The organism is Lactobacillus kullabergensis, assembly GCF_003151025.1.
Taxonomy (GTDB): domain Bacteria; phylum Bacillota; class Bacilli; order Lactobacillales; family Lactobacillaceae; genus Lactobacillus; species Lactobacillus kullabergensis.
In genome coordinates this window covers 1,100,587-1,117,651 of sequence record NZ_CP029477.1, presented here as the reverse complement: position 1 = coordinate 1,117,651, position 17,065 = coordinate 1,100,587, and the positions used below count along the sequence as shown (strand labels likewise).

General features: G+C 35.5%; 17 protein-coding genes and 1 other annotated feature (1 of these 18 cut by a window edge). Of the genes, 13 read left to right on the top strand and 4 right to left on the bottom strand.

The features are described 5' to 3' along the window. Positions 1 to 239 (top strand) — a binding site (T-box leader); it begins 1 nt to the left of the window's first position. 45 nt (positions 240 to 284) lie between these two features. Genes DKL58_RS05270 through DKL58_RS05260 form a run of 3 tightly spaced genes read left to right on the top strand, consistent with a single transcriptional unit; the run spans position 285 to position 2,922 of the window. Beyond that, positions 285 to 1,136, top strand: coding sequence for a MetQ/NlpA family ABC transporter substrate-binding protein (locus tag DKL58_RS05270; RefSeq protein WP_109586364.1), 852 nt, complete (start codon positions 285 to 287; stop codon positions 1,134 to 1,136). Between the two features lie 27 nt (positions 1,137 to 1,163). Further along, positions 1,164 to 2,228 (top strand): methionine ABC transporter ATP-binding protein, encoded by a 1,065-nt coding sequence (locus DKL58_RS05265; RefSeq protein WP_109586363.1) that lies wholly within the window; start codon positions 1,164 to 1,166, stop codon positions 2,226 to 2,228. Beyond that, the gene (locus tag DKL58_RS05260) at positions 2,221 to 2,922 is read left to right on the top strand and encodes a methionine ABC transporter permease (protein WP_109586362.1); all 702 of its coding nucleotides are present in this window, start codon (positions 2,221 to 2,223) and stop codon (positions 2,920 to 2,922) included. The genes DKL58_RS05265 and DKL58_RS05260 overlap by 8 nt, the downstream gene beginning before the upstream one ends. A 65-nt stretch (positions 2,923 to 2,987) precedes the next feature. Here the strand turns inward: DKL58_RS05260 and DKL58_RS05255 are convergent, their stop codons facing one another. Together DKL58_RS05255 and DKL58_RS05250 are read right to left on the bottom strand one after the other, a co-directional pair. Next, positions 2,988 to 3,269, bottom strand: a complete 282-nt coding sequence (locus DKL58_RS05255) for an HU family DNA-binding protein (protein WP_034979630.1) — start codon at positions 3,267 to 3,269, stop codon at positions 2,988 to 2,990. Positions 3,270 to 3,430: 161 nt separating this feature from the next. Beyond that, positions 3,431 to 4,291, bottom strand: a complete 861-nt coding sequence (locus tag DKL58_RS05250) for a glycosyltransferase family 8 protein (RefSeq protein ID WP_109586361.1) — start codon at positions 4,289 to 4,291, stop codon at positions 3,431 to 3,433. A 210-nt stretch (positions 4,292 to 4,501) separates the two neighbouring features. Here DKL58_RS05250 and DKL58_RS05245 point away from each other — a divergent pair, with 210 nt between their 5' ends. From DKL58_RS05245 to DKL58_RS05220, 6 genes are all read left to right on the top strand, one after another. Beyond that, positions 4,502 to 5,227: an SLAP domain-containing protein gene (locus tag DKL58_RS05245; protein ID WP_109586360.1), complete on the top strand. Its 726-nt coding sequence runs from the start codon at positions 4,502 to 4,504 to the stop codon at positions 5,225 to 5,227. A 31-nt stretch (positions 5,228 to 5,258) separates the two neighbouring features. Further along, positions 5,259 to 5,741: a nitroreductase family protein gene (locus DKL58_RS05240; RefSeq protein ID WP_109586359.1), complete on the top strand. Its 483-nt coding sequence runs from the start codon at positions 5,259 to 5,261 to the stop codon at positions 5,739 to 5,741. 176 nt (positions 5,742 to 5,917) lie between these two features. Continuing rightward, positions 5,918 to 6,913 (top strand): dihydroxyacetone kinase subunit DhaK, encoded by a 996-nt coding sequence (gene dhaK, locus DKL58_RS05235; protein WP_109586358.1) that lies wholly within the window; start codon positions 5,918 to 5,920, stop codon positions 6,911 to 6,913. A 17-nt stretch (positions 6,914 to 6,930) separates the two neighbouring features. Then, positions 6,931 to 7,515, top strand: coding sequence for a dihydroxyacetone kinase subunit DhaL (dhaL, locus tag DKL58_RS05230; protein WP_109586357.1), 585 nt, complete (start codon positions 6,931 to 6,933; stop codon positions 7,513 to 7,515). After that, positions 7,512 to 7,883: a dihydroxyacetone kinase phosphoryl donor subunit DhaM gene (dhaM, locus tag DKL58_RS05225; protein ID WP_109586356.1), complete on the top strand. Its 372-nt coding sequence runs from the start codon at positions 7,512 to 7,514 to the stop codon at positions 7,881 to 7,883. Before dhaL ends, dhaM begins: the two co-directional genes overlap by 4 nt. A gap of 261 nt (positions 7,884 to 8,144) precedes the next feature. Next, positions 8,145 to 8,864, top strand: coding sequence for an MIP/aquaporin family protein (locus DKL58_RS05220; protein WP_109586355.1), 720 nt, complete (start codon positions 8,145 to 8,147; stop codon positions 8,862 to 8,864). A gap of 58 nt (positions 8,865 to 8,922) precedes the next feature. Here the strand turns inward: DKL58_RS05220 and DKL58_RS05215 are convergent, their stop codons facing one another. Next, positions 8,923 to 9,804, bottom strand: a complete 882-nt coding sequence (locus tag DKL58_RS05215; protein WP_109586354.1) for a LysR family transcriptional regulator — start codon at positions 9,802 to 9,804, stop codon at positions 8,923 to 8,925. A gap of 205 nt (positions 9,805 to 10,009) precedes the next feature. Here DKL58_RS05215 and DKL58_RS05210 point away from each other — a divergent pair, with 205 nt between their 5' ends. From DKL58_RS05210 to DKL58_RS05195, 4 genes are all read left to right on the top strand, one after another. Then, on the top strand, positions 10,010 to 11,794 hold the full coding sequence (locus tag DKL58_RS05210; protein WP_109587009.1) for an FAD-binding protein: 1,785 nt from the start codon (positions 10,010 to 10,012) through the stop codon (positions 11,792 to 11,794). A gap of 195 nt (positions 11,795 to 11,989) precedes the next feature. Continuing rightward, entirely contained in the window at positions 11,990 to 13,405 is a 1,416-nt protein-coding gene (locus DKL58_RS05205) for a DASS family sodium-coupled anion symporter (protein ID WP_109586353.1), read from the top strand. Positions 13,406 to 13,537: 132 nt separating this feature from the next. Next, the gene (locus tag DKL58_RS05200; RefSeq protein WP_109586352.1) at positions 13,538 to 14,494 is read left to right on the top strand and encodes a glycosylasparaginase; all 957 of its coding nucleotides are present in this window, start codon (positions 13,538 to 13,540) and stop codon (positions 14,492 to 14,494) included. Positions 14,495 to 14,520: 26 nt separating this feature from the next. Further along, complete coding sequence (locus tag DKL58_RS05195) at positions 14,521 to 15,159, top strand: copper homeostasis protein CutC (protein ID WP_109586351.1); 639 nt, start codon at positions 14,521 to 14,523, stop codon at positions 15,157 to 15,159. A gap of 49 nt (positions 15,160 to 15,208) precedes the next feature. On the opposite strand, the gene DKL58_RS05190 is transcribed toward DKL58_RS05195, so the two are convergent. Further along, complete coding sequence (locus DKL58_RS05190) at positions 15,209 to 17,020, bottom strand: FAD-dependent oxidoreductase (RefSeq protein WP_239386358.1); 1,812 nt, start codon at positions 17,018 to 17,020, stop codon at positions 15,209 to 15,211. Between the last annotated feature and the right edge of the window lie 45 nt (positions 17,021 to 17,065).

The following is a 17,065-nucleotide window of genomic DNA, read 5'->3' as shown; positions in this document are numbered from 1 at the left end:
AATACATCTTGAAAAGCAGAGTAGCTATTATTTTTACTAATAAAGAGAGCTGACGTTTGGTGAGAGTCAGTTAGTAAGGTGTAGTGAACATGGGCTTGAAATGATGACTGCTAGTGATATTTAGCTAGTGGCGGAGTTGCATCCGTTAAGATTGCAAGCTATTGTTAGATAGCTGTTGAGGTTTATTACGTGAGTAATAAACAAATTAAAGGTGGTAACACGAAGCACTCGTCCTTAGTTTAGGATGAGTGCTTTTTTTATTGAAAAATTAGGAGGTTTTTCTAATGACTAAAAAGAGTCGCAATATTATTATTGGAGTAATTGCAGCCATTGTAATTATTGCCATTGCCTGGTTTAGCTTTGGCAAAAAAGCAGATAGCAATCAAAAAAACCATGTTGTTACAGTAGGTATAGTTAGTGAGTCTAAACCGAAAGAGGTTATTTGGGATCACGCTGCAGCCTTAGCCAAGAAAAAGTATGGCATAACGATTAAGATCAAGAATTTCACTGATTACAATCAACCAAATAAGGCAGTAAAAAGTGGAGACATCGATCTGAATGCATTTCAACATTATGCTTTTCTTAAGGCCTGGAATAAAGCCAATCATGGTGGACTAGTAGCTATCGGACGTACAGATATCAATCCGATTAGGTTATATTCAAAGAAATATCATAAATTAAGTGAATTGCCAAAAGGTGCCACAATTGCTGTGCCAAATGATGCAAGTAATGAATCCCGTTCTTTACTTGTTTTGAAAAATGCTGGACTTATTACATTACGTAAGGGTAAAGCTCTTGTGACCGTTGCAGATATTGTAAAGAATCCTAAAAACATTAAAGTTAAAGAAATTAGTGCCGATCAATGTGGCCGGGTTATTAATTCAGTAGATGCAGCAGTTATTAATAATGACTTTGCTCGTCCTGCTGGTTTAGGTGAAAAACAAACAATCTTTGTTGAGCCGGTAAATAGAGATTCTTACCAATGGATAAATATCATTGTAGCTAAGAAAGACCAAGCAAAAAACAAGGATTACCAGGCTGTAGTCAAATGTTATCAAACTGCTGAGACTAAACGGATTCAAAAGAAATATTATGGCAACATGACTAGAAGTGCTTGGGACATTAAATTGAAGTAAAAATTCTAATGATCGGAGAAGATTGTAATGGGTATTATTGATTTAGAACACGTAAGTGTAGATTTCCCTGATAAAAAAGGCAAAATTGTACAAGCAGTTCATGATGTTAGTCTAACTGTAGAAAAGGGTGATATTTTCGGTGTTGTAGGCTTTTCCGGAGCTGGTAAGTCAACTTTAGTCAGAACAGTCAACCTTTTACAAAAACCGACAGCTGGTAATATTAAAGTTAACGGAACCGATTTTGTCAAAGATGGCAAACAGGTGATATCTAACAAAGATTTACAATTAGCTCGCAGAAAAATTGGCATGATTTTTCAAAATTTTAATTTATTAAACGAAATAAGCGTCGTTGACAACGTGTCCTTTGCCCTGAAACATTCTGGATTAAAAGAAAAAGAAATTAAGGAAAAATCATTAAAATTATTAGATTTAGTGGATTTAAGAGATAAAGCAAACTTTTATCCGGTGCAACTTTCTGGAGGTCAGCAACAAAGAGTTGCGATTGCCCGTGCACTTGCAAATGAACCGGACATTCTAATCTCTGATGAGGCTACCAGTGCGCTTGATCCCCAAAATACTCTTCAGATTCTGACACTGCTAAAAAAGCTCCAAAAAGATCTTAATTTAACTATTGTCTTGATAACCCATGAAATGGCAGCTATTAAGAAAGTTTGTAATAAAGTTGCCTTAATGCAATCTGGACAAATTGTTGAAAAAGGAAGTTTAAGGGATGTTGTGCTACATCCTAAAAATGATTTGACCAAGAGTTTCGTGGGTGGCTCTTTGGAAGTAATCAACACTTTGAAATCTCTTAATATTGATAAGCTTGACAACGATAATGAGGCCATTTATCAACTTGTATATAGCATGGCTAATGTCACCAAAACAATTGTTGTTGATTTATACCGTGAAGTAGGAGTTGAAGCCAGCATGTTATACGGCAATGTTGAATTGCTTGATGATGAGCCAATTGGTACTTTACTTGTTCAAGTCAAAGGAGACAAGACAAAACAGCAGGAGACAGTTGCTTATTTAAGAAAAGAAAAAGTTGCTGTCACTCGTTTAAACGAAAAGGGGGATCTATATGAGTAGTTGGTTTAGCAAAGTTTTTCCCAATGTTGTGCAATTAGGTTGGCTGGGAGACACAGGCTGGGGAACCAGCATTATTCAAACTCTGTATATGACTTTTTGGGCCGGAATTTTTGGTGGCATTCTAGGAATGGTTTTTGGTATTGTTTTAGTCCTAACCAAAAGTGACGGTATCAGGCCTAATAAATTTTGGTTTAACCTTTGTGATAAAATTGTTTCAATTTTTAGAGCAATTCCGTTTATTATTTTACTGGCATTCATCGCTCCAGTAACACAAAAAATTGTAGGTACCCAAATCGGTATTCAAGCAGCGTTAGTTCCTCTGACACTAGGTTGTTTCCCATTTTATGCACGTCAAGTTCAAGTAGCACTAGAAAGTGTGGATCACGGCAAAATTGAAGCAGCACAGAGTTTAGGCGCTACGATTTGGGACATCATATTTAGTGTTTATTTAAATGAAGCCAGATCCGAACTTGCTCGCGTCTCTACCGTGACAATTATCAGTTTAATTGGTTTAACCGCAATGGCAGGAGCTATAGGTGCCGGTGGACTAGGTAATACTGCAATTTCATACGGCTATAATCGTTTTAATAATGACGTAACTCTTATTGCGACTGTTTTAGTTATTATTTTAATATTTATTGTTCAAGTCATTGGTGACTTTTTTGCCAACAGATTGAATCATCAAAATCGCTAAAAATTTTAAAACAAAATAAAAACAACGAGTTAAAACTCGTTGTTTTTTCGTATTTAATTGTAGAATTATTTAACTGCGTCCTTCAATGCTTTACCAGGCTTGAATGCAGGTACTTTTGTTGCAGGAATGGTTAAAGTTTTACCAGTTTGTGGGTTTCTGCCTTTTCTAGCTGCACGATTACGTACTTCAAAAGAACCAAAACCTATGATTTGAACTTTTTCGCCTTTAGCCAAGTTATCCTTAATTGATTCGATTAAAGCATCGATAACTTTTTCTGCATCTTTTTGTTTAAGATCTGTCTTTGCTGAAACTTCTTTAGTAAGTTCAGACTTGTTAATTGAAGCCATAATTCTTCTCTTTTCTATAAAAAATATTACACATTCAATGCTATTAAATAGTTTGCATTTTTTCTATACTAATCCACCTAAAGCATTGTGTCGCTTGATATTCGGCAACTTTTATTATTTTAGCACACATATAGCAAGCTTCAACAGTAAAAAGCTAAATGTTACGTTAATTTTTGCTGTTTTAACAAGCGATTGACCATTTGCAGATAATTAAGGTAAAGGGGTTTAAACCGGGAATGTTTCTCCTTTTGCCACGGCTTAGGTTTACCGCAAAAGTGTAAAATTGAGGTGTTTTTCATGACCCATTCGGTGTTGATTTCACCTGTGCTTCTGGTTAAGTAAACTGAGAAAGCTCTGGCATCGTAGTTCCAGCGCGTTTCTGGAATTTTTAAAATATCTTCGCCATATAGATAATTGAGAATATCTTGATCTGGCAAAATTAAAGTATCATGATGCTCTTCAATTGCCTGAGTAATTTCTGTAATTTTAATTTTTGTACGCATTTGATCTAAATCCATCAGCATTATTCCAGAGTTAAAGTACCCAGTTGATGTACCCAGCCTGATATTATTAATTGAACTCATAATGTCCGTTAACCCTTCATGAACTGAAGCTGCAAACATTTTACCTTCAAGGTCTAACTCCCACAAGGGCACTATTGAGTTAATAACTAAAATGTCAGGATCAAGATAAATAATTCGATGTAGATCTGCTGGCAAAATTTTACTTGAAAGTAATCTGAAATACATTTCTTTAGGATAATCATGCAAGTTGAGCAATGAATCAGGAAATTTAATATTCTTATTCATAGTCAAAGTGGATACCTGAATTCCTATTTTTAGCCCAAATTTTTTTAATTTATTCAGAGCATTCTGGTTAATATTGTCGTAAATTAGCCAGACATGAAACTCTTCAGTCATATTGTTCAGCCTAAGGGAATACATCATAACTTCGAGTGGTTTGATATAGTTTTGGTCTATAGTGACCAGTATTTCGATTGATTCTTTTTGCGACTTTTTCATGAAGTTCTTCCTTTAATAACATTTTTTATGTTTTCACTATTTCTAAGTATAAAGCAAAAGTAGATTCTGTACCTCATAATATAAGTTGTAAAAAAAACTAAATGCCACAAGATTAGAAAGTAAAATAATTGTTTTGATATTGTAAAAGAAATTATTTATTCAAAGTAGTAGAATGTATATGAATAAGTTTTTCAATAATGAGGTGTCAAAATGAAGAAAAAACTTTTGTTAAGTATAGTTGGAGTTGCATCTTTGACTTTAGGATTGAGTGTAACTAAGCCAGTGTTGGCTGCAGATACTCCTGCAGCAACCACCAATCAAAGTCAGACTAATACTACAACATCTAATACTACGAACGGAGATTCAAACACGTCAAATACTACTGACCAAAGTAAAACCAATAATGGACAATCTAATACAACTAACAGTACAAATAATCCTGCTACTGCAGATACTGACAAAAAGCCTAAGAAAAATAATACTAATTCAAATAATGCGATAAAATATTTAGGCAAAACTGTCAAATTAAAGAGAAATGCCTATATATTTGACAGTAAGGGTAAAAGAATTAAAAACAAAAAACTGAAAAAAGGAACAATTCTTTCAATTACGGGTTTTACCACAGTTAAAAATAAGAGTTACTTGCAAATATCATTAAATGGCAAGAAAACTAAGAAGAAAGAATACGTAAAGCCAGGTAATGTAAAGCTTTTTAAAGTTGCCAGCTACAAGGTAAAACGCAACGCTAAAGTATACAATAGCAAAGGCAAGCTTCTGGTAAAAGGAAATAAATATTCATACGTTAAAAAAGGTACAACAGTTTTTGTCTATAGTACCAAGAAGATCAAAGGTAAAAAGTTAGTAGGAATATCTGAAACACAGTTTTTAAAATGGTCTGATTTAGTTCATAAGACTGGTAAAGCAGTCATTAAATAATTGTGTTTTGTTTTTCTTAGGAGTCATACAAATGACTGATCCTGTTTTAAAGAGAGTAGCTGTCAGAAAATATACGACTGAAAAAGTTGCTCAAGATGATATTGATAAGTTGATCAATGCTTTTCAAGCATCTCCTTGTGGCATGCACCAAACTGATGTAATGCAAATGACAGTGGTTGAAAATGAAAAATTATTATCACAAATAGAACAAGTTACAAGTAACGCTTGCTATAATGCTCCTTTATTATTTGTCATTAATGTCAAAAAGAACAATGAGTTTGGTGAAAGAGACGCATCTGTTGCTGCAGAAAACATAATGGTAGAGGCCGCAGAACTCAACTTGGGTTCGGTTTATCTAATGAATGCAGCAAGCGTGCTCAATTCTGCTAAAAACTTGGAAAAGGAGTTAGCTCTTCCGCAAAATTTTGAAACCTGTGTCATTGTTGCCTGCGGTCACGCTGCAGAACATCCCAATGCTGATAGATCTTCCAGGTATAAGGTTATAAGAAAGTAATATTGTTTTGTAGTTGTGTCTTAAACTTTAGCCACACTTTTATTGATGAATGTGTACTAAAGTTTTTTATTTTGAACAAAATATTTAATTTATTGCAACACAAATGGTTTATATAAATGTTACTTGGTATAATAGTTATGTAAGCGTTACATTTATTTAATTAAGGAGCTAATTACATGAAAAAAATTATTAATGATCCTGCAAATGTTGTACCTGAAATGGTCAAAGGTATGGTCAGATCATATCCACAATTTATTTCTCAAGTTAAAGATACCGAAGCTGTTATGAGAGCAGATAAGGATTCAATGACCGGGAAAGTAGGTATTGTCAGCGGGGGAGGTTCAGGACATGAACCTACTCACGCAGGTTTTGTAGGTAAAGGGATGTTGAGTGCAGCAGTTTGCGGTCAGGTTTTCACATCTCCAACTCCAGATCAAATTTACGCAGCAATCAAGGCAGTAGACCAGGGGCAAGGTGTTTTTCTAGTTATAAAAAATTATTCAGGGGATGTCATGAACTTTGATATGGCAAAAGATATGGCTGACATGGACAACATTAAAGTTAAATCAATTATAGTCGATGATGATATTGCTGTAGAAAACAGTACATTCACACAAGGAAGACGTGGAGTTGCCGGAACCTTGTTTATGCATAAGATTCTGGGAGCTATGGCTCAAAATGGTGCAAGTCTTGACGAAATTGATGCAGCAGCTAAAAAAGTTTTGCCTAATATTAAAACAATTGCTGTAGCTTTATCGGCTGCTACTAATCCCGAAACTGGTAAACCTGGTTTTGTATTAAAAGATGACGAGATTGAATTTGGAGTTGGCATTCATTCAGAGCCTGGCTATCGTTGTGAAAAAATCAAACCTGCTAAAGACTTAGTAACTGAATTAGTGGGCAAGTTAAATAATGAAATGCATTTAGAGCAAAATAAAAAGTATGCTGTTTTAGTTAATGGCATGGGTGCAACTCCTTTGATGGAACAATATATTTTTAGTAATGATTTGCTTGATAAATTGGCGGAATTTAATGTTAAACCTGCCTTTATCAAAATTGGTAATTACATGACATCGCTTGATATGGCTGGTATTTCACTCACATTTTTTGAAATAGCTGATGAAAAATGGCTCAAGTACCTTAATCAGCCCGTTGAAACCATTGCTTGGTAAAAGAAGGGAAGAATATTATGGGATTATCGGTTAAAAACGTAGTTGAATGGATCAATAAATTTTCCGTAAAAATTGAGCAGAATAAGCAATTTTTAAGCGATTTAGACACTGCAATTGGCGATGGGGATCACGGGTTTAATATGAGCCGAGGCATGAATGCCGTCAGTCAAAAACTGGATTTAGAGCCAAAAACTATTACTGATGCTTTTAAACAAATTGCAATGACTCTTATTTCTACTGTTGGTGGAGCTTCAGGCCCATTATATGGCACAGCTTTTTTAGAAATGGCCAAGAAGAGCGCTACTAGCGATGATATTGGTGAATTACTGGATGCTGCATTAGCTGGTATTAAAAAACGTGGCGGTGCTAAACCAGGTGACAAAACGATGGTTGATGTTTGGTCAGTGCTCGTACCTGAAGTGAAAGCGCATAATTTAACTCAAGAAAAAATTGATTCTGCTGTAGCTGCAACTAAAGATTTAGTAGCAAAAAAGGGTCGTGCTTCATATTTGGGAGAGAGATCAAAGGGTCATGTTGATCCCGGCTCACAATCTAGCGGCTATCTCTTTGAAGCTTTACTGGAAACTGAAGGTATACTATGAGTTTAGGCATTACGTTAGTATCACATGTTCCCGAAATACCTACCGGTTTGACTAAACTTTTAGATCAAGTTGCCAAAGATGTATCAATCACAAATGCTGGTGGAACAAATGAAGAAGATATAGGTACCAGTATGGACAAGGTTTTGCAAGCTTTTTCTGACAATAAAGCCGATGAAATTTTGGCTTTTTATGATCTTGGGAGTGCCAAAATGAATCTTGAACTGGCGATGGAAATGACTTCTAAAAAGATTCATTTGTATGATGTAGCTTTTATTGAAGGTGCATATACTGCTGCTACTTTGATTGAAGCGGGAGTTGATTTAACTGAAATAGAAAAACAACTTGAACCCTTAAAAATTAAAAAATAGGTTTAAAGCTTCAATTTAAAAGACTTTGCTAAAAATAACAGTTATAAAAATATAACGGAAATTTTTAAGAAATTAAATATAAATGCTATATAATCAAAGAAATTAAATAACAGTTTCTTAAACAATTTTTTAAAAATTATTTTATTTAAAGAAAGTGTTTACACAAGCAAAATTTTATAATATATTTTGTTAGGGAGTAATTTACTACTAAACATTATTTGAGGCTTATGCAGCCTAATAATAAAAGTAGGAGATTAAAAAATGAATAATAGTTTAACAATGCAATTAGTGGGAGAGTTCATTGGAACTATCATCTTAGTATTGCTCGGAGATGGCGTTTGTGCCGGTGTCAATTTGAACAAGTCGAAAGCAAAAGGCAGTGGCTGGATCGTTATTTCTTTTGGTTGGGGTTTTGCCGTAACTTTCGGAGTATTTTGTGTTAGTTGGCTTTGCCCAGGACATTTTAATCCGGCAGTGTCATTAGGAATGGCTATTGCAAACAAATTGCAATGGTCTTCAGTTTTACCATATATGCTAGCTCAAATTGCTGGGGGTTTTATCGGTGGCATTTTAGTTTGGCTAACCTATTTACCTCATTGGGAAGAAACCACTGATCAAGAAGGCATTTTAGGTTCGTTTGCCACAACGCCTGCCATTAGAAACTATACTTGGAATTTCTTTACTGAAATGATTGCTACGTTTGTTTTGGTATTTGGCTTGTTGGGATTAACCAATGCTAAATTGGCACCAGGATTAAACCCATTACTATCAGGATTTTTAATTACCGCAATCTGTTTGTCCTTAGGAGGACCAACTGGAATCGCGATTAATCCGGCCCGTGACCTGGGACCAAGACTTGCACATCAGTTTATGCCAATTGCCAACAAAGGTGGCTCCGACTGGGCTTATAGTTGGGTTCCAATTTTTGGACCACTTTTAGGTGGCGGAATTGCCGCATTTTTGTTTAATGTTATTGCTTAAACTTAAAAAAGTTCATGACTTTAAAAAGTCGTGAACTTTTTTTATTTGCAAAATTTTACTACGGTTTAAAATTGCGTAATATTTCAATTCCTTTCTGCTGATATTTATTAGGTATAAAAGTTTTTCTCATAGCAATTTGCATATATGCCCAAAGCCGCTGGCCAGGTTTTAAATGAATCACGTGAATGTCAGAAAAGTCTTTAAGACTGCTTTCCATTACTAAAGCTATACCAACATTACGCTTGACCAAATCAATTAAAAGTTTCATTGTAGTTGCAGTATAGGAAATTTGAGGGATAAAATCCCCTAGTTTCGCTTCTTGTTCCAAGCATTCCCTTGTCAAATAGCCTCGAGTGCGAGCGACAAATTTGCACTCACGCAAGTTGGCAGCACTAATTTCATGAATGTTATGCCATTTATCAGTGTTACTAGTAATTACCACCAGTTCAGTTTTTTGTAAGTTATGAATAAAATATTCAGGATCATTAATGGGAACCATCCATGAATAAATAGCAACATCGACATTGCCATTGGTTAAATCAGCAAATGCGTCTGCAGATCGCTCTATCTTTGATTCAATTAAATCTGTAATTCCAGCTTGATAAAATTGTTGAATAATGTCGGCAATATATAAACTACCGGCTTCGCCAGAAAAAGCGAGTCGGATTTTTTTATCGCTGGCGTGCATTACGTCGTAATTGATACTTGCCATATCTTGTAATAATATTTTTGCTTTACGATATAGTAGTTCTCCGGCATCAGTTAAAGTAATCTTGCTTTTGCGATTTTTTTGTAAAATCAATGGATCTGCGAATTTATCCGCCAGGCGTTTAATAGCCATTGAAATTGTCGGTTGAGTAACATCAAAAGTATTAGCAGTTAGCGTATAATTACCAGTTTCGACTAATTTACAAAAATATAATAGATCTTTTTCGTTCATTTGTACTTCCTAAATAAATTTTATTTATAAATGTATCTTTTTAAATTATATTAAAATTCACTTTAATGTACAAGAAGTACTTGCTACTATGCATTTTATCACAACTAAGAAAGCTAAATTATGAGAAAAATTTAATTAGATTTAAAAAGCACTTCAAGCTATATTTACCAAAAGAACGATTTATAAGAAAGTTAAGGTGAAAAATTTGATCTACGATTCAACTCTCGAATGGGATGCCGTTTATGACGTAATTGTAGTCGGATTCGGTGGCGCTGGCGCTGGTGCTGCTAGATTCGCAGCAGATAACAATGCCCATGTTCTACTGATAGATGCGGCTCCTGAGGGTCATGAAGGGGGTAATACCAGATACGCTGGTGGTGCATTCGCGTGGAGTGACAATTTTGAGGATCTACGTGAGTATTATAAACAAACTTATTATCCCTTCAAGTATGATCCTAAAGATCTAGACGCTTTTGTCAATAATGTTTTAAAAATGAAAGAATATTCACAAAACTATTTTGGCATTGAAGCTCAGTACACTGGTAGAAGACCTAAAGGTGAATATCCAGAATACAAACATGCGGAAACTATGCGCTCACAAAGCATGACTCCTGGTATGTATAATGGCGGATTCTGGAAATTATTACGTAAAAAAGTTTACGAGCGTTTAGACAAAATTGATGTTTGGTTTGAAAGTCCTGCACAACATTTAATTCAGGACCCCAACACTAAAACCATTTTAGGTGTGCAAATAAAACACAAAGGAATCAATAGAAATGTAGCTGCCAAAAACGGAGTTGTTTTAGCTTGTGGTGGCTTTGAAAATAACCAAGATATGGTTCAAAACTTTTTAGGTCAAGGTTCTTTAGCTCCAATTGGTACTTTATATAATCAAGGTAAAGGAATTGATTTAGCAGTTGAAGCTGGCGCTAGACTGTGGCATATGTCCAACTATGATTCACATGGTTTTTCTTTAAGAGAAGGCGTGCCAAGAGAAAAATTTGCCTATATGATCAACTGGAAGAACTTGTTTAATGGCAGTATTTTCGTTGCTGGCGATGACGGCACGCGGTATTACCGTGAAGACGAAGAGGACCGTCATGGTTACAAATACAACCACGGCAACTGGATTATGCCTCCTAACCAAAATCATCCACATATTATCATGGATCAAAGACAATTTGAGCAACTAGTTAATGACGATTCAGATAAGGCTGAACAAATTAAAAGCCTGATCACCTATGCAGTAAAAGCAGAAACTATTGCTGAATTGGCTGACAAGATTGCCGCACCAAAATTAGCTGAAGCTGTCAGTGATTTTAACTTTTTAGTCAATGAAAAAAAGCGCGATATGTTTTTAAATCGTAAAATTGAAACAATGCGTGCTTTTGGCGCAGGTCCATATTATGCTATCCCAATTTGCCACAACATTCTGCATACACATGGTGGCGCTCGTCGTAATGAAAATTGCGAAGTTTTGGACATGGAGAATAATGTTATTCCTCATTTATATGAAGCCGGTGAATTAGGAGACATTTTTGCTACCAAATATGTTGGTGCAAACAGTATTGCTGATTTGTTAATTTCTGGCAAAATTGCCGGAGAAAATGCAGCTTGGCCTAAAAGAAAAATGGCTGAAGTTGATGTATTTACAGGTGCTTCTGAAAATCCTGATCTAAAAACTGATGCTCATGCTTCTTCAACTGATTTTGAAGCTGGCCCAAATCAGGGTATTGGTATTAGCGAAAATGGCATTAATGATGTACCAATAGTTGTGCGGGTCACCATGTCAGGTGATAAAATTTCTCAAATTGAGACACTACAAGAAAAAGAAACTCCTTATTTGGGAGGAAAAGCAATCCCGGTTCTAACTAATGAAATGATTGAAAAGCAAACTACAGAGGTTGATGCTATCAGTGGCGCAAGTACAACTAGTGCTGCTTTTAAAGAAGCTGTCAACCAAGCGATTAAGAATGTTGAACGACAATAAATGAAAAGCTTTGTGATAGTTCTAAGTATTTAACAATTAACAAATAGATTTATAACTTGCTATTGACCGTATACCCCAAAATATCGCAAGGTTAGTGATTTTAAATAATTGATAACGAATACTTTGAACAAAAGCAATGCTTTAAAACTTATAAGCTTTGCATTTCATAGAAAAAGCACTGCAAAAGGAGAGAAAATGTTAGATAAAATTCAATGGAAAAAGTGGGTTTTACCACTAGCTATTGGCATTGGCTTATGGCTGTTAACTCCATTAAAACCAGCGGCAATTACCGTTCAAGCTTGGCACCTATTCGCTATATTTATTGCAACTATAATTGCCTGTGTAACTAAACCTTTACCAATGATGGCAACTACAATAATAGCGGTAGTGATTGCTACATTAACCGGTATTTTTAAGATGGAAGAAGTCACTGCCGGTTTTGGTAATTCCACGGCATGGATGGTCGCTATGTGTATGTTTATGGCGGCCGGCTTTATTAAATCAGGTCTTGGTAAAAGAATTGCCTACTTCTTTGTCAAAACTTTTGGCAAGAGAACTTTAGGTTTGGCTTATGCCTTATCCCTAGTGGAAACTGTTCTGGCAGTTGGTATCCCAAGTAACAACGCTCGTGTTAACGGTATTATGTACCCAATTATTGATAACTTATCAAGAGAAATGGGTTCAGATCCTAAAAAGGGAACTGAGCGTGACATGGGTTCATTCCTTGTCTTTACAGAATACGAAGTTAACATCGTTACTTCCACAATGTTTTTAACTGGTTTAGCCGGTAACATGGTGGCATTAGGAATAGCAAAGACGCAAAACGTTACCATTTCGTGGATGCAATGGTTTGTAGCTGCAATTGTACCGGGCATAATTTCCTTAATATTAGTACCTTTTATTCTATATAAAATATATCCGCCTAAGATCAAAGAAACACCTAATGCTCATGCTTGGGCAAACAAAAAGTTACAAGAATTAGGCAAAATGACGGCTGCAGAAAAAATCATGGGTGTGATTTTTGTCCTGTCGGTTGCATTATGGTTAGTAGGTTCTAGGTTTGGCATTGACGCTACTTTGGTGAGCTTTATTGCAGTTGCATTACTATTGGTATTTGGCGTAATTAATGTTAAGGATATTTTAGGTCAAAGTTTTGCTTGGAACATCTTGACTTGGCTTTCAATTATCATGTTGATGTCTCAAAAGTTAATGACTTTGGGCTTTTTCCCTTGGTTCTCAAAGACTTTAGGTAGTGCACTTCATGGTATGAACTGGGTTTTAGTACTGGTAATCTTATTCTTGGTTTACTTCTACCTTCACTATTTATTTCCAAGTGTTTCTACACAAATTTCTGCTCTTTACGCAGGATTTCTCTCAATTGCGATTGGTGCCGGAGTGCCACCTAAGATGGCAGCGTTAATGCTAGCTTTAGACGGTTCTTTATACTTGTCAACTTCAAGCTATTCGGCAGGTCCTGCTGCTTTGCTTTCTTCAACAGGCTATGTTTCTAACAAAGATTGGTGGAAACTAAGCGCCATAATTGGTGTTGTACTTAACATCATCTGGTTAGGCGGCGGTCTGATTTGGACTAAAGTTATCGGCATGTGGTAATTAAAAAGGCTTTGAATTTTTGGTTCAAAGCCTTTTATTTTTGATTCAAATTTGTCTTTTAAATTTGTAGCTTGTTAGTTTAAGGAGTCTAGTTTACTATTATTACTATACCGAATAAAAAGGAAGATCATAATGAAAAATTGGGCTGTAATATCAACTTGGAGTATGTCATACGATGGGTTGTTAAAAGCAAGCAGTATGTTGCAAAACGGTGAGAGTGCAGGGGATGCAGTTGAAAACTTAATAAAGAAAGTTGAATCTTATCCTCTTTATAAATCAGTAGGTTATGGCGGACTTCCTAATGAAGATGGAGTTGTTCAGATGGATGCTGCGTTCATGAATGGTGATACTTTAGCACAAGGTTCAGTCGCGGCCATTGAAAATGTGAAGCATGCTGTTTCTGTAGCCAGAAAATTAAGTTTAAATAAAACTAACAGCTTTTTAGTCGGAGAAGGCGCCACTAAATTTGCTATGCAAAATGGCTTTGAAATGACTAACATGCTGACAGAAAGAGCAAAAACAATATGGCAAAATAAGGTAAAAGAGCAGTTTAAAACTGGACTGCATCCCTATGATGGGCACGATACTGTTGGAGCAGTCACACTTGATCAAGCTGAATCGATGTCTGCAGCTACATCAACTTCAGGCTTATTTATGAAAAAAGATGGTAGAATTGGTGATTCACCGTTATCGGGTTCTGGATTTTATGCTGACAGTCATATTGGGGCAGCCACTGCAACAGGTTTGGGAGAAGATATTATGAAAGGTTGTCTTTCATATGAAATAGTTCGCAGAATGGCAAAAGGTCAGTCTCCTCAAGATGCTTGTGACACAGCACTTTACCCATTTTGTGAAGATTTAAAACAGCGCTATGGTCAAGTAGGGGAAATTTCTTTAATTGCTTTAAATCGAAAAGGTGAGTGGGGAGTAGCTACTAATGTGGAATTTCCTTTTTGTGTTGCTAATGAAAAACAAAAAGCTCAAATTTTAATGGCCAACCCTGGAAAAAATCAAAAGACTCAGATTGAGCCTATTTCACAGTCTTGGTTAGATGATTATCAAAAACAAATCAATGCTCCGGTCGAGTAACGTTTAACTAAAAGAAAGAGAATAAAATGCTAAAAGAAGCGTGTGTTGAAAATTTTTATAATATTCCTCATGTAATTAAGGCTGGCGCTGACAGATTAGAGCTGAATAATGATTTGGCGTTGGGTGGCACTACGCCTTCCTATGGCGTAATAAAGAAATCTGTCACTTATGCTGAGAATTTTAAAATACCGGTTGTCATAATGATTAGACCTAGAGGTGGAGATTTTGTTTATAACGAAAATGAAATCGGCATAATGGCTGATGACATTGAAGCGTCTGCCAAACTGGGTGCTCAAGGAGTGGCTTTTGGATGTTTGACCAACAATAATCAAATAAATAGAATTCAAATGAAACATCTAATTACACTAGCTCGTTCCTTAAACGTTGAAGTCGTTATGCACATGGCTTTTGATGACATATCAAATGATAAACAGAAAACAGAATTAAAATGGTTAGCAGATCAAGGAGTCAAACGAATTTTGACACATGGTGGAAAATTAGACAAACCTATCTTGGCAACAATACTCCATTTAAAAGAAATTATTAAATGGGCAGATGATCGCATAGAAATTTTGCCAGGTGGAGGGATCACAACCGAAAATGGAGATTTGGTTGGTGCAGAACTGAATGTTAATCAACTTCATGGCACAAAGATTGTAAAATAAAAAAGCTTCATCGGAAGCTTTTTTTGATATTACTTAAAAAATTAATTTATTAGAGGTTTTGAATATATTGTTTGGCATTTTTGGCTGCTTGCCGACCAGAATTAACATTATGAGCGCAAGCAGACCCACCTAGAGTAATCGTATATACATCACGATATTGCATAGTAGAATCCATTCCAGAAGCGTATAATCCAGGAATTTTTTCGAAATTATTACTAATAACTTCAAATTTTCTATTTGACCCTATTCCACCAACGCCAATTAAATTAGACGGATCTAAGCGAGCGATGTAGTATGGACCATCTTTCATTGAAACTAACATTTCTTTATCCTTATTGAATTCTAGATCTTTGCCATTGTCACAGTAAGAATTGTATAGTTTCATTGTCTTGGATAAAATTGCAACAGGAAGGTTTACTTTTTGTGCAAGTTCTGAAATTGAATTTGCTTTGAATAATGAATTTCCTTCGTTTTCTTTTAGAGCCTTAGCTAGTATTTCATCTGCGTTTTCAACGTTCTTGGTTAGTTTATCAAAAATTCTTTGTGTGAATATTTCATATGTGACTTTTGTAGCTTTAATTGCCATTCTTTGATATAACAAATTATACTTTTTGACATTTTCATTCACAAAACGTCTGCCATCTTGATTGACAAACACTACTGGGCCTCCAGATGGTAATGACATAAATCCATTAATAGGATCAAGATATAAATGTACACCTTCATGAGGAAAAGCCTGAATATAGTTCATCATAAATTCTGGAGATTCTTTTAGCATATCCATTGCGCCAACTGACATAGCCATTTGATAACCATCACCAGTATTACTTGGCATTGAACAATAGTGAATATTCTTTGTTGACCAGCCTTGTTGCTCTAACAGATCAGGGTTATGTCCAACGCCCCCTGTGGCTAAAAGCGTTGCTTTTGCATTAATTTTTATATATCCTTCTGGTGTTTTTGCATAAACTCCTTTAATAGTTCCGTTTTCTTCAATAATGCTTGTAGCTGAAGTTTCCAGCAGGAATTTTACGTTAAGCTCATCAGCCTTCTTTTTCATATAAGGTACATATCCGACAGAGGCAAAACCCCCTTTAAACCAGTGAAAAGTCGGAAACATACAAGTACCATGATAGTCGTCGACTTTAGTCAACTGAACACCAAGGTTTACCAACCAGTCAATGTTATCTGCAGAATTATTAATTAAATCAACCCAAAAAGATCCGTCAGCCCTATATTGTCCTAACTCAGCTTCCTTTGAAATTATATCTTCCTTTTCTGCATGTATACCGGCAGCTTTTTGCATTTTAGTGTTAATTCCAAAAATACCTTCAACACCGCTACCATTTCCGGCCACGAAACCGTTCTTGTCAATTACGATTGTATTTAAATCAAGTTGACGAGCTTGAACCGCTGCAGCCAGTCCTGATATCCCGGCACCTACAATTAAAAAGTCGGTATTATATTCCTTAACAATTTGTTCTGGTTTCGTACGCCAGGAAGAAAAGTCGTTAGAAAAATGCGCTGAAACATGTTTTTTATTCAGATTAATTTCTTTTTGCTCTTTCTTGTATTCTTGAGCGTTGCCTCCTGCTTGCTCAATGACTTTTTCTACTGCATTTAACAGACCATCAACAGAATGTGTTGCTCCAGAAATTGCATCTACGGATAAACTTTGATTCTTAATAATTTCATTTGGAACTTTAGTAAATACTGTTTCTTCTAAACTTCCAGGAATCATTTTCTTCTTTGTTTTAATTTTACAAATTTTGTCATTTTTAATTTCGACCTCTAATGGCATTTCTTCATTTTCGTATTCATGAGCTATAATGTCATAATTTCCAGATGTAAGTTTTTTCACTTTAAATTTCTCCTTTCATTTCAGTGATTACGCCAATGCTTACAA

Bases quoted from the DNA above. Each gene is read 5' to 3' on its own strand.
- DKL58_RS05250 (WP_109586361.1), bottom strand. From the start codon at position 4,291: ATGAAAAAGTCGCAAAAAGAATCAATCGAAATACTGGTCACTATAGAC.
- DKL58_RS05195 (WP_109586351.1), top strand. From the start codon at position 14,521: ATGCTAAAAGAAGCGTGTGTTGAAAATTTTTATAATATTCCTCATGTA.
- DKL58_RS05240 (WP_109586359.1), top strand. From the start codon at position 5,259: ATGACTGATCCTGTTTTAAAGAGAGTAGCTGTCAGAAAATATACGACT.
- dhaL (WP_109586357.1), top strand. From the start codon at position 6,931: ATGGGATTATCGGTTAAAAACGTAGTTGAATGGATCAATAAATTTTCC.
- DKL58_RS05255 (WP_034979630.1), bottom strand. From the start codon at position 3,269: ATGGCTTCAATTAACAAGTCTGAACTTACTAAAGAAGTTTCAGCAAAG.
- DKL58_RS05260 (WP_109586362.1), top strand. From the start codon at position 2,221: ATGAGTAGTTGGTTTAGCAAAGTTTTTCCCAATGTTGTGCAATTAGGT.
- DKL58_RS05200 (WP_109586352.1), top strand. From the start codon at position 13,538: ATGAAAAATTGGGCTGTAATATCAACTTGGAGTATGTCATACGATGGG.
- DKL58_RS05215 (WP_109586354.1), bottom strand. From the start codon at position 9,804: ATGAACGAAAAAGATCTATTATATTTTTGTAAATTAGTCGAAACTGGT.
- DKL58_RS05265 (WP_109586363.1), top strand. From the start codon at position 1,164: ATGGGTATTATTGATTTAGAACACGTAAGTGTAGATTTCCCTGATAAA.
- dhaK (WP_109586358.1), top strand. From the start codon at position 5,918: ATGAAAAAAATTATTAATGATCCTGCAAATGTTGTACCTGAAATGGTC.
- DKL58_RS05205 (WP_109586353.1), top strand. From the start codon at position 11,990: ATGTTAGATAAAATTCAATGGAAAAAGTGGGTTTTACCACTAGCTATT.
- DKL58_RS05220 (WP_109586355.1), top strand. From the start codon at position 8,145: ATGAATAATAGTTTAACAATGCAATTAGTGGGAGAGTTCATTGGAACT.
- dhaM (WP_109586356.1), top strand. From the start codon at position 7,512: ATGAGTTTAGGCATTACGTTAGTATCACATGTTCCCGAAATACCTACC.
- DKL58_RS05270 (WP_109586364.1), top strand. From the start codon at position 285: ATGACTAAAAAGAGTCGCAATATTATTATTGGAGTAATTGCAGCCATT.
- DKL58_RS05245 (WP_109586360.1), top strand. From the start codon at position 4,502: ATGAAGAAAAAACTTTTGTTAAGTATAGTTGGAGTTGCATCTTTGACT.